Source organism: Aliinostoc maniaoense, from assembly GCF_058172895.1.
Map to the genome: position 1 here is coordinate 861012 of NZ_CP187952.1, position 13447 is coordinate 874458.

Below are 13447 nucleotides of genomic sequence, written 5' to 3' on the forward strand. Positions count from 1 at the left end.
AGTAAAACTTAAATTGTAGAGTGCGTTCAAGCAAAGCGTAATACCAATTCGTAATACTCGCAAAGCGAGTTCGCGGAGCGTTCTCGGAGAGTAGCAAGCTACGTAATTCGTAATTAAAAAGCTTAGATTCAGCAAGGCTTTGAGGGTTTACATCTGTATCCGGTTTTTCGTGAAATGGTATAACGCACGGTATAATATTGATGCCCTACGGCTAGATATCATTTGGTAAAATCCCCAAATCCTTACATAGCAATAACACAACAGCAATAAAGCGGGAGGAAAATTCACAACATTTTTCCCTCCCCTACTTAATATTTATTTTATAAATAGGCTTTTATTTAAACCCTGCTTTTCCCAGAAAGCAGGGTTTTATACTATTCAAATTAAGTAAGTCGGCGAGAAAAAAACAAACTACATTAAGTAATGTCAAATTTAATTAAATTAGCTTGTAGTAAGGGCTTTAGCCCTTAAGAGAGGACTAAAGTCCCTACTACAAACCTTGAATTATTCACGCCGTTCTACTTAATTACGAATTACGTAGCTTGCTTCCCGTAGGGTATTACGAATTACAAATTATTCAGGAATATATTTTTTCCGATTAGCTATAGCAAACAGTAAGACTAAAAAAGTCAGTATTCCAGCTAAATATAAAGGATAGCTATAAGTTTGGGGATAGTTTTGATTAACTAACACACCAGCAATTACAGGGCCAACTCCATTAGACACACTTAAATAAGATGAGTTTAATCCCAAAGCTGTACCTTGTTGTGCTGGTTTGGCATTTAATGAAATCAAAGTGTTAATCATCGGTTGCACTAAGGAATTAAATAAGGAGAAAACTATACTAACAACTACAAAATAACTGACTATAGGAAAAACTGGCATCAGCAGAAATGAAAAACTCCTCACGCATAAACTCAAAAGCAATATTTTCACTTCATTCAAATATCGACTTAAAATTTTCACGCCCCAGGTTTGCATAATCACTCCTAAAGCTCCAAAGGTAAGAAACATTAATGTTAATGACTCGCTATTTTGTTTTAATACCTTAATAAAATAAGGTTGAAAAGCAAAGGTAAATACTGTGAATGTCGTGCCAATAAAAAAGTTAATTATCAATAAAATACCAATTTTAGGAATAGCTAAACCTTTAACTAAATTATCTAAACCCAAGTCAAAAATATTATTATTTACTACATGATCTTGAATTTTGAGAGTCTCTGGTAAGAATAACAGGGTGATGACAAGTCCTATCATTGCCACGCTAGCCGATACTAAAAACGCTGCGCCTAAAGATATCTGCTGTGCAGCTAAACTGGTGGCTGGCCCCAGCACAAAACCTAAACCCATTGCTGCTCCATAGATGCCAAAACCTTGAGCGCGCCTTTCTGGCTCAGTCACATCAGAAATCATCGCCTGAGCTACAGCATTATTACCCCCAGTAATTCCATCTAAAAAACGTGCTAAAAACAGAGTTATTGCGGCTGTAGCAGTGCCAGCGAAAAAATTAGCAATCACTGTCCCAGCTAAACTAATTATCAATAAAGGCTTGCGGCCAAAGCGGTCTGAGAGTTTGCCAATGACAGGAGTGGCGAAAAATTGCGCGATCGCATATGTCGAAAATAGTAAACTAGTATGGAAATCACTCAGCCCAAATTGCTTACTGTAAATATAGATAATAGGAATTAAAATCGTAAAACTCAGGGAATTAATAAATGCAACTAACGCAATAATCCAAAAAATTCTATTCATGAGCATTCCACACTATCTATTTTATGAAGTCTTAACTATACCAGAACTGAACCTATCAGTTTTTAAGTTCTAGTTAAATCCCCAGTTATATTTTGTGTGTCTATTATCAATGAAATCTCCATTAAAAAAACCTGCTAAACCCAAAAAACAAGCTACACTACCGCGAATCCATATTAAAATCAACAATGGACAATTTCAAATACTTGGGATGGGTGCATGGTATTCCTATTGGCGCGATCCTTACCATCTTCTACTCACAATTCCTTGGGGTGGTTTCATCATCCTGATTTGTATTTTTTATGTAGTAATTAATGCCTTATTTGCTATAGCCTACTTAGCTGGTGGAGACTGCATTGCCAACGCTCAACCAGGCTCTTTTCTGGATGTATTTTTCTTCAGTGTCCAAACCTTAGCATCTATTGGCTATGGCGCAATGTACCCTAAAACAACTTATGCCAATATTATTGTCACAATAGAAGCAATGATTGGCTTGGTAGGAATTGCCGTGATGACAGGATTAGCGTTTGCTCGCTTTTCCCGTCCTACAGCCCGTGTTATATTTAGTCGTGTAGCAGTAATTACACCCCATGAAGGCTTACCAACTTTCATGTTTCGCACTGCTAACCAGCGTCGCAATTTCATTCTAGAAGCACATATGCGCGTCTATTTAATGCGGGATGAAGTGACAGCAGAAGGTGAATTTATTAGGCGATTTCACGATTTAAAATTAGTGAGACACCAGACACCTAGTTTTGCACTAAGTTGGGTAGCCATGCACCACATTGATGAATTGAGTCCTCTTTATGGAATGACAGCAGAATCCCTTTCTCAAACCAATACTACTATTGTGATTTCCCTCAGTGGCATTGATGAAACAGTCTCACAAGTAGTTCATGCTCGACATACTTACGCTGCTGATCATATTATCTGGAATAGTCGATTTGTTGATATTTTTCATCACACAAATGATGGTCATCGCTACATCGATTACAAACATTTTCACGATGTTTTACCTGTGGGTATTTCCCAAGAATAAGCGAATTGCGAATTGGCTTTATTGTTTTTGCCAAAACTGTTGGAGAATTTCACTTGGTTTGCGATCCCAAGTATCAATATGCTCGTAAATTAAATTGTTTGAGTTGAGTTTATAGGTTGAGTACCCATTGAAAAAAAGCTTTGCTTTCCAGGGTACACGCAAGACTCCCCGCACTGTCCACTGCACTATAATTGTATCTGGGGCTGATTGATGTATTTCATGCACATCAAAGTAGATTTCTGTAAAAAATAGCCGAGCATGAAATCTTAAAGTCCAAAAGATAATTCGGTAGTTAAATTTATATTTGAATTTATTTACAGGGTCTTGAAAGTAGATATCTTTTGTATATATGTCATAGGATATATCTTTGGCAAACAGTGTGGGTAAGTCCTGTTGCAGAGTTTTGATAACTTCTTCTATTGTTAGGATAGATTCCACAAACTTTGTCATTTATTTTTTACTCAAAAATCAACAACAGGAAAATCATACCTTATACTAGTGCTAATGGAGAATATTTTACCAACTTGTTATCGGTTTTGGTAATAATTTCTACCCCATCTAACATCAGATTGAAAGTATAATAAACGCGATCAATCATCTCATATATCTGTTGATATTGTGTCTGGCTAATTTGAATTTCTGCTACATATGCGTTGATTTTTTGTGCAAATGTTTGATTATATTGGTCATCATGCAGATGGTGAGGTAAAAAATACAAAATACTAGTATGATCGCACATTGATAGTTTTACCTTGTATCTGGCTCTTATCTGTTAAAAAATATTGCTCATGGGCAATATCTTGCAAGCGATGCTGGCGTACAATATGGCGAAGTTCAACACAGATCCTATTTTGAAACGCAGAGGGGCGCGGAGTAAAGCGCAGAGTTACGCAGAGATTTGTACCTCAGTAGACTAGGAAACGCTATATCACTTATTACTTATGACTTATTACTTATTACTTTTTTCAATCAGTTGCTGTACCTCATAAACATCAAATCTACTGTAAATCAGTGAATAGTTATTAAGGGTATACTCCATTGGAAATTGGTTTTATCCGCCAAGGGATTGATGAGCGAGATGAAGAATTACTGTAAAATTATCCCAAAATCTCTTACTTTTTGCCAATTCCTAGCTTTAAACTCATGTTTACAGACCAAAATTCTTGGCAGCATGAATATATCAATACTAACGGTGTGAAACTGCATTATGTCACCCAAGGGAGAGGACGTTTAATGCTGTTTTTACATGGGTTTCCTGAGTTTTGGTATTCTTGGCGGCATCAAATTCCAGAATTTGCTCAACATTTCCAGGTGGTGGCTGTTGATTTGCGTGGCTATAACGATAGTGATAAACCAAAAGATAAATCAGCCTATGTGATGGCTGAATTTATTCAGGATGTTGAGGGAGTAATTAAGGGACTAGGACACGATAGTTGTATTTTAGTCGGACATGACTGGGGAGGTGCGATCGCCTGGAATTTTGCCTATGCTCATCCTGAAATGGTAGATCGGTTAATCGTGCTGAACTTACCTCACCCTGCAAAATTTGCTCAAGGCTTATCTACTCCTCAACAATTGTTGCGTAGTTGGTATATCTTCTTATTTCAATTACCCTGGCTACCAGAATTTCTCTTGAAATTTGATCATTATCAAGCCATTTCTAAAGCAATTTCTGGTACAGCAGTTAATCAATTAGCTTTTACTCCAGATGATCTCGAAGCTTATCGTCAAGCATCTGCTAAAAGTGGTGCGCTCACAGCCATGTTGAACTATTACCGTAATGTTTTCTCTAGTTCCCTGTTTCAGAAAAATTGGGATATTTTACAAGTTCCCACACTGATGATTTGGGGCGAAAATGATACTGCACTAGGAAAGGAACTCACCTATAATACCGCTACCTATGTGAAAAATCTCGAAATTAAGTATATTCCCGGTTGTGGACATTGGGTTCAACAGGAACAGCCCCAACTAGTTAATCAGTACATCAGAGATTACCTCAGTGATTTAATATACTGAATTTCTGTAAAGATTGATAGCTTTTATTTATTTGTAAATTAGTCAAAACTACTGTGAATAAAAAATATATCTGATGATACATTCTCTTAAAAATAATTAATATTAAATTAAGTCAAGTATTTATGCTTAATTGAGCATAATCAAATGGCTAGAAACCATAACTAATCATATTTTCAGCCTCACGAATACATCTGTGATTTACAAAACTAAATTGTGATTTAAATCAACATTATTTAGGAAGTTAGTGAGATAATAGAATCGTGAGGAAAAGAACGGACAAGAGTAAAGGAGAAAGGGGGACAATTATGAAACTTAAGCTATTAGCAGCCGTAGCCTTAGCTACTCCCCTGTTTTTTGTAAACTCAGTCAAGGCTGGGAATCCACAAGACTTACAACGGCTATTAACAACTGGGGAATGTGGTGGGTGTAATCTATCAGGCATGAACCTCAGTGGCGAACATTTAATTGGTGCTGATTTACGAGGAGCAAATCTAGCGGGTGCAAACCTGAGCGGTGCAAACCTCGAAGGTGCTGATTTGACTAACGCTAACTTGAAAGGCGCAAACTTAAGTTCAGCCTTCATCACCAACGTCAACTTCAAAAAAGCGAATCTAGACAACGTGAACATGACTCGCGCTCATGTCATAGATTCCAATGTGTATGGTGCATCAATGCAAAACCTCACCATCACTGATGCAGAAATTTATCACACTGCTATCGGTATAGGTGGTGAAGATGGCCAAGAAATTCCTGACTGGGATTAATACCCACTAAGTCAGCTAAACTTTAAGAAACAAAAGATGGGGTGAGAGAGTTGGGTGTTAGCCAATAAAATCTCTCACATACCTCTCAAATGTATTTAAATTCACCCAAAACTGCTTGATCTGCCAAAACTTAACATTAATTCACTTCACCAGGCGATCGCATCTCTAGTTTGTAGTTAGCACTCGATTTGTTTTGTAAAATAGTACATTAGTACCAAAGCAAGGTTAATCAATTTGGTTGCCAATCATCTTGCAAAATAGTACTAATCCTAATTTTTATGAAGTATGAGGTTTGAATACCGACGATATATTCAAATATCAAGAATCAATACTTTCATTGACGAACAAGGCTGAAGATAGCTTTAATATTCAGATGAAATCAGCATTTGTGCTTATATAAATGAGAGGTAGAGTGATTTATTGCATGATCTGTACTCAATTTTGAGTACGATGAGGAGCAATTGACACAGCCTAGGATAATGAGAACCTGAAGTTTCCAGTTGATTCATGAAAACAGAACTCAAAAACCCTCTGATTTTATGACATTCTGTAGCCTTCTGATTTCTAGCAGCCTAGTGACTGTCTACCTTGTAGTTGATGCAGTAGATTTTACGAGGCAATTATGGTTATAGGACATTCAACCCTATTACCAAACTCTAGTTAATGCCAGAGTACATTGTCTAATGAAAAAGCAGGGAGGTAGGGGAGAAAAGCCACCTACAAGGGAGAGCCAGTTTCGTGGCTGGGTTTCCCGACTTGAGAGAACTGGCGTTGGGGTTTCAACCCAGAGTCAAAAGCAGCAAGGGAGCTTTCGGCCAGTTTCTGGTGTTAGCGTCCAACTTTGTGGAAGCAAGCTAGCTTTCTTCGTCTTCCTTGAGAAGCGGCACAAAGTTCCATTTGTACCTCCAGTCTCCTCTTGCCCCCTGCCCCCGTCCCCTGCATCTAATCAACAGCCTTTTGGTTGTAATTGTCGGGATTAGAGAAACTCAACTGTCAAATTTATGGAAGTGAACATGCAAGAACCCGAATTCGCCCAAACCCAATCCAAAGAGACAACAGTGCCAGATATCAACAACCAAACAGGAACTATCACTAAACTTCAACCTCCTGTAGAATCTCAAGAACAATGGGTAAAATACGGAGAGCAAATTTCTCAATTTTTAGCAACCCTGCCTGATTATGTCAGTAACTTCTTTAATCAATATAAGCAGCCTTTAGTTACTGTAGGCTTAATTGTCGGCTCATTGGTTGCAGTTAGGGTACTTTTGGCAGTATTAGATGCTTTGAATGATATTCCTTTGGTAGCACCAACCTTTGAGTTGATTGGTATTGGTTATTCTGCTTGGTTTGTTTACCGCTACCTGCTCAAAGCTTCAACCAGACAAGAATTAAACAGTGAAATTACTACTCTCAAGTCCCAAGTAGTTGGTGACGACGGCTCAGAAAATTAACATCTAAATCACCATCACCTACTGACAGCTACTACAGGGTATAGACGTTCAATCAAATGGTCAAGCACAATGCTTGACCATTTTTGCTTTTGGATAAGAACAGTTTCAATTCCTTATTGATTGGTTAACGCCAATTCTGCTTCTATTCCTTCTTGCTCTGGCTCTGGTAAGCCGTACATAGAACGGTAAAGTCTATCGTACTCTTTAGCAGATTTATACCAACTGAAGTCTTGAGTCATGCCCCGTTTTTGCAATTCTTGCCATTGGGGTTTGAAACGGAAACCTTCCCAGGCGCGAATCATGCAGGTGAATAAGTCTAGGGGTTCGTAACGGTCGAAGCAATAGCCTGTACCTGCTTCGTTCATGGGGTCATGGTGGGATACGGTGTCTACCAGTCCCCCGGTGCGGCGAACGATGGGGACGCTACCGTAACGCAGAGCCATCATTTGGCTAATACCGCAGGGTTCAAAGCGGCTAGGCATTAAGAAAGCATCTGTACCGGCATAGATACGACGGGAAAGAGGGTCATTGTACAGCAAATAGGTGGCCATACGTCCGGGGTAGCGGGAGGCTAATTGCCACATTTGGGTTTCGTAATAGCGATCGCCTGTCCCTAACAAAACGAACTGAGCGTCAGTATACGCCAAAAAGCGGTCTAACATTTGGATGACTAAATCCAAACCTTTTTGCTCAACTAACCGCGTCACCATGCCTATTAAAAAGGCGTTTTTATTCACTTCTAAACCAACTTCTTCTTGCAGGCCAATTTTATTGGCTTTGCGTTGGTCTAAAGTTTCAGTAGTAAAGGTTTGAGTAATATATTTATCTGTTGCCGGGTCATATACTTCCGTATCTATCCCGTTGACAATTCCAGATAACTTACCACTGATAAAAGATAGTAAACCTTCTATCGTTTCACCGTAAGCTGGAGTCTTAATTTGTTCGGCGTAGGTAGGAGAAACTGTATTAACTCTATCGGCAAATTGCACCGCAGCAGCCATTGTATTATGTCCTTGCATATACCAAGGACACCAAGTAATTTTCTCTAAATACCAACGCCAAGGCCCTTGATATGCCAAGTTGTGAATTGTAAAGACTGTGGTGATGTCTGGAGACTGGTGCATCCACACAGGAATCATCCCTGTATGCCAATCATGACAGTGAATAATCTCTGGTTTCCAGTGATTCCAGCAAAATTCAGCTGCACCATTGGCGAAAAATGTGAAACGCCAGTCTTCATCATCACCGCCATAGATGCGACGAGGATCGAAGGCAGGATGTCCGAATAAGTACAAGGGAACATCAGTACCAGGCAGAATTGTTTCGTAAACTGCAAAATCTTGGAACATGGCATATCCCCGCCAAACAGGTTCTTGGGGAATCTCCATTTTGTCGGCAAGAAAGCCATAATAGGGCAAGAAAATCCGTACATCATGCCCCATTTTTCTCAAGATTTTTGGTAATGCCCCGACAACATCACCCATACCGCCAACTTTAGCAATGGGTGCTGCTTCTGCTGCTACAAATAGAATCCGCATGGTAATTTTTATGTCCCCGGCTCTTGAGGTTTTCAGTGAAGTAATTACGAATTACGAATTACGAATTACGAATTACGAATTACGAATTACGAATTACTCCTTATCTAAACATATCTGGTAGCCTCATCGGTTAAGAACCCCGTTGAATCTCTGCAAAGATGGCATCTAAAATTTCTTGCGCGCCTTGTTGACGTAAGAGTTTTGCTAGTTCTATGCCTAGGTTTTCTGCATCACTCGCTGCACCACTGACGGTATCTTTGACTAGGTTTTGTCCGTCTATGCTGGCAACTACACCAGTTAGTGTTAAATTCTGCCCATCTATTTCTGTATTTACACCAATGGGTACTTGACAACCACCTTCTAAACTGCGTAAAAATGAGCGTTCGGCTAAACAACGATCGCGGGTTTCAGGGTGTTCAATTACCTTCAGTAGTGATATTAATTCTGTATCATCACCACGGCATTCGATTCCTAATGCACCTTGACCGACGGCGTGTAATGATACTTCTTTAGGAAGAATCTGGTGAACGCGATCGCCCATACCTAAACGTTGCAACCCGGCAGCCGCTAAAATTAAAGCATCGTACTCACCTGCATCGAGTTTGGCAAGGCGTGTATTCAAATTTCCGCGCACATCTTTAAATGTCAGATGGGGGAACTTGTGGCGTAACTGCGCCAAGCGTCGCAAAGATGATGTACCCACTACCGCACCGGGGGGGAGAGTATCGATTTGTTTATCTTTGAATTTTTCATGCACCACTAAGGCATCGGCGGGGTTTTCCCGTTCCGTGATGGCGGCTAGTGCTAAACCTTCAGGTAGGTTTGTCGGTAAATCTTTGAGGGAATGCACAGCAAAATCAATCTCTTGATTGATCATTCCCAATTCTAATTCTTTGGTGAATAGTCCTTTGTCGCCAATTTTGGCTAATGCTACATCTAGGATGTTGTCGCCTTGGGTGGACATGGTATGGACTTCAAAGGTAATATCTGGATAACTTTTTTGCAGTTGATCTCTTACCCAGTAGGTCTGAACTAAAGCTAATTGGCTTTTACGTGAACCAATGCGAATTGTGCGTGTGGCTGTCGAAATAACTGAAGTCATAAAACAATATGTCAAACCAGGCGATATTTTCACTCTCATCTAGACTACCGCAGTGGGTGACTTCCCGGATGGCGATCGCCTGATTTTTGTTAGGTTTATTTTGGTTTTTGTTTACAGTTTGTAACACTAGGGGATCAGGTGGGAGGTAGGGCGATCGCACTATATAGCGGCAATTGTTTGGATGTTAGGCTTATATAGATGTGGATAATATTAACTGGCAATAACTATGCACATTGAAGAATATTTTACCTTTCTAGCCCCCGATGATATTAGGTTGAAAGGTACACGCGTAGGAATTGAAACTATCTTGTTTGACTACCTATTTCATGATAAAACACCAGAGGAAATTGCTAAAACTTACACTTCCTTGACTTTAGAACAAGTTTATGCAACTATTCTTTACTATTTACACAATCAGCAGGCAATAGATGCTTATATGACTGATTGGATGGAATGGGGCGATCGCATGAGAGCAGAACAAAGCCGTAATCCTAATCCAGTTGTGGAAAAGCTACGGAAGTTAAAAGCTGAAAAAATGTCAACTGCAACTCATGACGCTGAAGTATCTCATGGATGAGAATGTTGATCCAATTTACACAAATCAATTACGTCGTTTAAAACCTGATTTGTTTGTTTTAGCAATTGGTGAATTAACTACTCCAACAAGGGGAACTCTAGATCCAGAAATTCTGCTTTGGTGTGAAGAAAATAATTTTATTCTAGTTACCAACAACCGTAAATCTATGCCTGTTCATTTGGCAGATCATCTAGCTCAAAAGCATCATGTGCCAGGAATTTTTATCTTAAGTCCAAAACTCAGTGTTGGTGAAAACCTAGAACAGTTACTTTTAATAGCAGAAGGCTCACTTGATAACGAGTATCAAGACAGGATAGAGTTTCTGCCTTTGTTTTAATTAGTCTAGATGTTAGGATTGAATAAGAAATTTTAAATATCTCAACGATATGGATCACACACTTTTACAACGTATCACTCTAAATCCTCATATTTGTCATGGAAAACCCTGCATTAGAGGGTTGCGTTATCCAGTTGAGTTTATTTTAGAATTGCTCAGTTCTGGTATGACAACAGAGCAAATATTAGCAGATTATGATGATTTAGAATCTGAAGATATTCTGGCTGTTTTATTATTCGCGGCTCGACTTAGCCAAGTCAAAAGTATTCATAAAATCGCCTCATGAAATTTATCGTTGATGCCCAATTACCAGTGCGGCTGGCAAATTTTCTTAAATCATTAAATTACGATACTATTCATACTAGAGACTTACCAGAGCAAAATTCTACATCAGATATTGAAATTAATACTATATCGATACAACAAAAAAGAATTTTAATTACTAAAGATTATGATTTTGTCAATTCCTTCTTAACAATTCAGCAACCATATAAATTATTGTTAATCACAACAGGTAATATCAATAACTCGGAACTAGAAAACCTGTTTACAAGTAATAAGTAGAACGGTGTAAATAATTAAAGGTTTGTAGTAAGGACTTTAGTCCTTAAGAGAGGACTAAAGTCCTTACTACGAACTAAATTCATTTTTTTTACATTACTTTACATAGTTTGGTTTTTTCAAGTCGTTCTACTTATTTCCTCAATTGTTGAACTATTTCAACAGCATTCTTACATTGAAATGAACCGAGAAGCTGTAATTGTGCATCAATAAATATAGGAATCTAATTTATAGGGTGTGTCAGCAGGAATAATTTCCAGGTATAGTTAGGTTCTCTCGCACTGACGCACCCTACCTTGTCTCCCTTGTCTCCCTTGTCTCCCCGCAGTTCTGTACGGAGGAAACCTCCGCACCCTACGGGAAGCAAGCTACAGACTTCTCTCCTTGTCTCCCCTAAACCCCTACTTCTAGAAAGACACGAAAGTTTTGCAGAAATGATACTTTAAAAGGTGATGATAAGAAGATCGCATCTAAATCTTTGACAACTTTATGAATCGTTCAGCTTGTCTTATTTTTAACCCCGTGGCTGGACAGGGTGATCCTGATGTGGACTTGGCACAAATTCGAGCAATTTTAGAACCAGAAATTCATCTGGATGTACAGTTGACAACGGCAGAGCTTGGTGCTGATGCCTTGGCAAAGGCGGCTGTTGAGCAGGGTGTCGATTTAATTATCGCCTCTGGTGGGGATGGAACTTTATCGGCGGCGGCGGTGGCGGTGGCTGGTAATGATATTCCCTTGGGGATTATTTCACGGGGAACGGCTAATGCTTTTGCGGCTGCTTTGAGGATTCCTGATACTATTGATGCGGCTTGTCGAACGATTTTACAAGGAATTACCCGTGATGTTGACATAGCTTATTGCAATGACTTGCCGATGATTCTATTGGCAGGAATTGGCTTTGAGGCGGAAACTGTAGATATTACAGACAGGGAAGCTAAAAAACGCTTTGGAATTATGGCGTATGTTTTGGCGGGGATTCAGCAATTAAGAGAGTTAGAAAGCTTTGATGTTGAGATTGAAACGGCAGATAAAATCATTAAAACTCAAGCGGCGGCGGTAACGGTGGCGAATGCTGCACCACCAACTTCTGTGTTAGCACAAGGCCCGGCTGGGATTGTTTATGATGATGGATTATTAGATTTGACAATTGTAGCTCCTAATAGCAAAGCCGGAGCGATCGCTGCTACCTATCATTTATTTCAAACCGCATCTTCAGGAAATGCTGCCGAACGCGATGATATTGGTTATCTGCGAGCTTCGCAGTTTAAAATCACTACAGATCCTCCCCAAAAGGTAGTTATTGACGGGGAAGTAGTAGGAATAACACCAGTAGAAATTAAATGCGTCCCCGCAGCTTTGAAAATATTTGTTCCGTCAGTTCCAGAATTAGAACCGATGGAGAAATTAGAGGGATTACCCAATTTAGAGATTGAATTGAAAAATTGACGTTGGTTTTTTGTTTCGCGCATACCGCTTACGCGGAACCGCTTGCGGTAGGCGCAAAGACGCAAAGAAGGACGCTATAAAAGCCTCTCTCCTTGTAGGGGCTACTGTGTACACAGTAGAGGGGTTGGGGAGAGGTCATCGAACTCCTAAGAAATAAGGCAGGGGGCAGGGGGCAGGGGGCAGGGGGAAAGAGGATTTTACTTGTTTCTTTCGCCCTTTCCGTAGGTGCGCCTCCGTTGGAGACTCACGTTAATTCCATTACGAATTACGTAGCTTGCTTTACTGCGTAACGCTCCGCGAACTCGCTTTGCGAGTATTATGAATTAATTTCAATGCCATTCTTGATAATCTTCAGAAGATTTGGGATCTAATTCCCAACGTGCATTATCACGGCGTTCTAAGATATCTTCTGTGTGTAGTAATTCGTTATCATTCATTTCTAAACCCACGGCTGCTTCGATTTCTTCTGTAACATTTTGGTCAGGAGTGGGTACTGTACCACCGACTGCTTCATCTCCTACTGAGTCTGCATTTTGCCAATAAGCATCAACATCACCGCCAGTTAATTCGGGACTGGTTTGTGTGTATTCATGTCTTCTTTCATGGAGGGTTCGTCCACCAATATTGTATCCTGGTATATCTTTTACACCTGTACCATAGGATTCGGTAATTTCCTGTGGTAAGTCATCAGATTTAATTTCGGGATTTTGATGATTTTCTGTCATAAAACTAGCCGTTTCTATATCATTACCATAACTATTTTTAGCTGTTTTGTTGTACTACATAAGATGTACAACTTGAGAAATAAAATCATCTCTTTCTTAAGAACGAAGCCAATATAAATCTTACAGCCTAATCTTAATA

16 protein-coding genes are annotated in these 13447 nt (G+C 39.5%); 9 read left to right on the plus strand and 7 right to left on the minus strand.

Annotated features, from left to right (window positions below):
• Positions 1-573: 573 nt before the first annotated feature.
• The gene (locus ACPZ3T_RS03825; protein WP_490273655.1) at positions 574-1752 is read right to left on the minus strand and encodes an MFS transporter; all 1179 of its coding nucleotides are present in this window, start codon (positions 1750-1752) and stop codon (positions 574-576) included.
• A 109-nt stretch (positions 1753-1861) separates the two neighbouring features.
• Between ACPZ3T_RS03825 and ACPZ3T_RS03830 the strand changes: the two genes are divergently transcribed.
• Positions 1862-2788, plus strand: coding sequence for an ion channel (locus tag ACPZ3T_RS03830; RefSeq protein ID WP_490273656.1), 927 nt, complete (start codon positions 1862-1864; stop codon positions 2786-2788).
• A gap of 18 nt (positions 2789-2806) precedes the next feature.
• On the opposite strand, the gene ACPZ3T_RS03835 is transcribed toward ACPZ3T_RS03830, so the two are convergent.
• Positions 2807-3238: a C6orf136 family protein gene (locus ACPZ3T_RS03835; protein ID WP_490273657.1), complete on the minus strand. Its 432-nt coding sequence runs from the start codon at positions 3236-3238 to the stop codon at positions 2807-2809.
• A 40-nt stretch (positions 3239-3278) separates the two neighbouring features.
• Positions 3279-3527: a hypothetical protein gene (locus ACPZ3T_RS03840; protein WP_490273658.1), complete on the minus strand. Its 249-nt coding sequence runs from the start codon at positions 3525-3527 to the stop codon at positions 3279-3281.
• Between the two features lie 404 nt (positions 3528-3931).
• Between ACPZ3T_RS03840 and ACPZ3T_RS03845 the strand changes: the two genes are divergently transcribed.
• From ACPZ3T_RS03845 to ACPZ3T_RS03855, 3 genes are all read left to right on the plus strand, one after another.
• Positions 3932-4804 (plus strand): alpha/beta fold hydrolase, encoded by an 873-nt coding sequence (locus ACPZ3T_RS03845; protein ID WP_490273659.1) that lies wholly within the window; start codon positions 3932-3934, stop codon positions 4802-4804.
• Between the two features lie 305 nt (positions 4805-5109).
• Positions 5110-5568, plus strand: coding sequence for a pentapeptide repeat-containing protein (locus ACPZ3T_RS03850; RefSeq protein ID WP_490273660.1), 459 nt, complete (start codon positions 5110-5112; stop codon positions 5566-5568).
• Positions 5569-6581: 1013 nt separating this feature from the next.
• Positions 6582-7019: a CAAD domain-containing protein gene (locus ACPZ3T_RS03855; RefSeq protein ID WP_490273661.1), complete on the plus strand. Its 438-nt coding sequence runs from the start codon at positions 6582-6584 to the stop codon at positions 7017-7019.
• A 113-nt stretch (positions 7020-7132) separates the two neighbouring features.
• On the opposite strand, the gene glgA is transcribed toward ACPZ3T_RS03855, so the two are convergent.
• Positions 7133-8557 (minus strand): glycogen synthase GlgA, encoded by a 1425-nt coding sequence (gene glgA / locus ACPZ3T_RS03860; protein ID WP_490273662.1) that lies wholly within the window; start codon positions 8555-8557, stop codon positions 7133-7135.
• Positions 8558-8687: 130 nt separating this feature from the next.
• Complete coding sequence (gene hemC, locus ACPZ3T_RS03865) at positions 8688-9659, minus strand: hydroxymethylbilane synthase (protein WP_490273663.1); 972 nt, start codon at positions 9657-9659, stop codon at positions 8688-8690.
• A gap of 226 nt (positions 9660-9885) precedes the next feature.
• On the opposite strand from hemC, the gene ACPZ3T_RS03870 reads away from it, so the two are divergent.
• Genes ACPZ3T_RS03870 through ACPZ3T_RS03885 form a run of 4 tightly spaced genes read left to right on the plus strand, consistent with a single transcriptional unit; the run spans position 9886 to position 11137 of the window.
• Positions 9886-10236 carry a DUF433 domain-containing protein gene (locus ACPZ3T_RS03870; RefSeq protein WP_490273664.1) on the plus strand — a complete coding sequence of 117 codons (351 nt, stop codon included), beginning with the start codon at positions 9886-9888 and terminating at the stop codon, positions 10234-10236.
• Positions 10229-10573 carry a DUF5615 family PIN-like protein gene (locus ACPZ3T_RS03875; protein WP_490273665.1) on the plus strand — a complete coding sequence of 115 codons (345 nt, stop codon included), beginning with the start codon at positions 10229-10231 and terminating at the stop codon, positions 10571-10573. The genes ACPZ3T_RS03870 and ACPZ3T_RS03875 overlap by 8 nt, the downstream gene beginning before the upstream one ends.
• Positions 10574-10622: 49 nt before the next feature.
• A complete protein-coding gene (locus ACPZ3T_RS03880) occupies positions 10623-10859 on the plus strand; it encodes a DUF433 domain-containing protein (RefSeq protein ID WP_490273666.1) in 237 nt (78 codons plus the stop codon).
• Positions 10856-11137 (plus strand): DUF5615 family PIN-like protein, encoded by a 282-nt coding sequence (locus ACPZ3T_RS03885; RefSeq protein ID WP_490273667.1) that lies wholly within the window; start codon positions 10856-10858, stop codon positions 11135-11137. The genes ACPZ3T_RS03880 and ACPZ3T_RS03885 overlap by 4 nt, the downstream gene beginning before the upstream one ends.
• 220 nt (positions 11138-11357) lie before the next feature.
• On the opposite strand, the gene ACPZ3T_RS03890 is transcribed toward ACPZ3T_RS03885, so the two are convergent.
• Positions 11358-11501, minus strand: coding sequence for a hypothetical protein (locus tag ACPZ3T_RS03890; RefSeq protein ID WP_490273668.1), 144 nt, complete (start codon positions 11499-11501; stop codon positions 11358-11360).
• Between the two features lie 122 nt (positions 11502-11623).
• On the opposite strand from ACPZ3T_RS03890, the gene ACPZ3T_RS03895 reads away from it, so the two are divergent.
• Complete coding sequence (locus ACPZ3T_RS03895; RefSeq protein ID WP_490273669.1) at positions 11624-12583, plus strand: YegS/Rv2252/BmrU family lipid kinase; 960 nt, start codon at positions 11624-11626, stop codon at positions 12581-12583.
• Between the two features lie 329 nt (positions 12584-12912).
• On the opposite strand, the gene ACPZ3T_RS03900 is transcribed toward ACPZ3T_RS03895, so the two are convergent.
• The gene (locus ACPZ3T_RS03900) at positions 12913-13308 is read right to left on the minus strand and encodes a DUF6335 family protein (RefSeq protein ID WP_490273670.1); all 396 of its coding nucleotides are present in this window, start codon (positions 13306-13308) and stop codon (positions 12913-12915) included.
• Between the last annotated feature and the right edge of the window lie 139 nt (positions 13309-13447).

Excerpts from the sequence above, each read along its gene's own strand:
- ACPZ3T_RS03840 (WP_490273658.1), bottom strand. The coding sequence starts at position 3,527 with ATGTGCGATCATACTAGTATTTTGTATTTTTTACCTCACCATCTGCAT.
- ACPZ3T_RS03900 (WP_490273670.1), bottom strand. The coding sequence starts at position 13,308 with ATGACAGAAAATCATCAAAATCCCGAAATTAAATCTGATGACTTACCA.
- ACPZ3T_RS03825 (WP_490273655.1), bottom strand. The coding sequence starts at position 1,752 with ATGAATAGAATTTTTTGGATTATTGCGTTAGTTGCATTTATTAATTCC.
- ACPZ3T_RS03885 (WP_490273667.1), top strand. The coding sequence starts at position 10,856 with ATGAAATTTATCGTTGATGCCCAATTACCAGTGCGGCTGGCAAATTTT.
- ACPZ3T_RS03855 (WP_490273661.1), top strand. The coding sequence starts at position 6,582 with ATGCAAGAACCCGAATTCGCCCAAACCCAATCCAAAGAGACAACAGTG.
- hemC (WP_490273663.1), bottom strand. The coding sequence starts at position 9,659 with ATGACTTCAGTTATTTCGACAGCCACACGCACAATTCGCATTGGTTCA.
- ACPZ3T_RS03845 (WP_490273659.1), top strand. The coding sequence starts at position 3,932 with ATGTTTACAGACCAAAATTCTTGGCAGCATGAATATATCAATACTAAC.
- ACPZ3T_RS03835 (WP_490273657.1), bottom strand. The coding sequence starts at position 3,238 with ATGACAAAGTTTGTGGAATCTATCCTAACAATAGAAGAAGTTATCAAA.
- ACPZ3T_RS03870 (WP_490273664.1), top strand. The coding sequence starts at position 9,886 with ATGCACATTGAAGAATATTTTACCTTTCTAGCCCCCGATGATATTAGG.
- ACPZ3T_RS03895 (WP_490273669.1), top strand. The coding sequence starts at position 11,624 with ATGAATCGTTCAGCTTGTCTTATTTTTAACCCCGTGGCTGGACAGGGT.
- ACPZ3T_RS03875 (WP_490273665.1), top strand. The coding sequence starts at position 10,229 with ATGGATGAGAATGTTGATCCAATTTACACAAATCAATTACGTCGTTTA.
- ACPZ3T_RS03850 (WP_490273660.1), top strand. The coding sequence starts at position 5,110 with ATGAAACTTAAGCTATTAGCAGCCGTAGCCTTAGCTACTCCCCTGTTT.
- glgA (WP_490273662.1), bottom strand. The coding sequence starts at position 8,557 with ATGCGGATTCTATTTGTAGCAGCAGAAGCAGCACCCATTGCTAAAGTT.
- ACPZ3T_RS03880 (WP_490273666.1), top strand. The coding sequence starts at position 10,623 with ATGGATCACACACTTTTACAACGTATCACTCTAAATCCTCATATTTGT.
- ACPZ3T_RS03830 (WP_490273656.1), top strand. The coding sequence starts at position 1,862 with ATGAAATCTCCATTAAAAAAACCTGCTAAACCCAAAAAACAAGCTACA.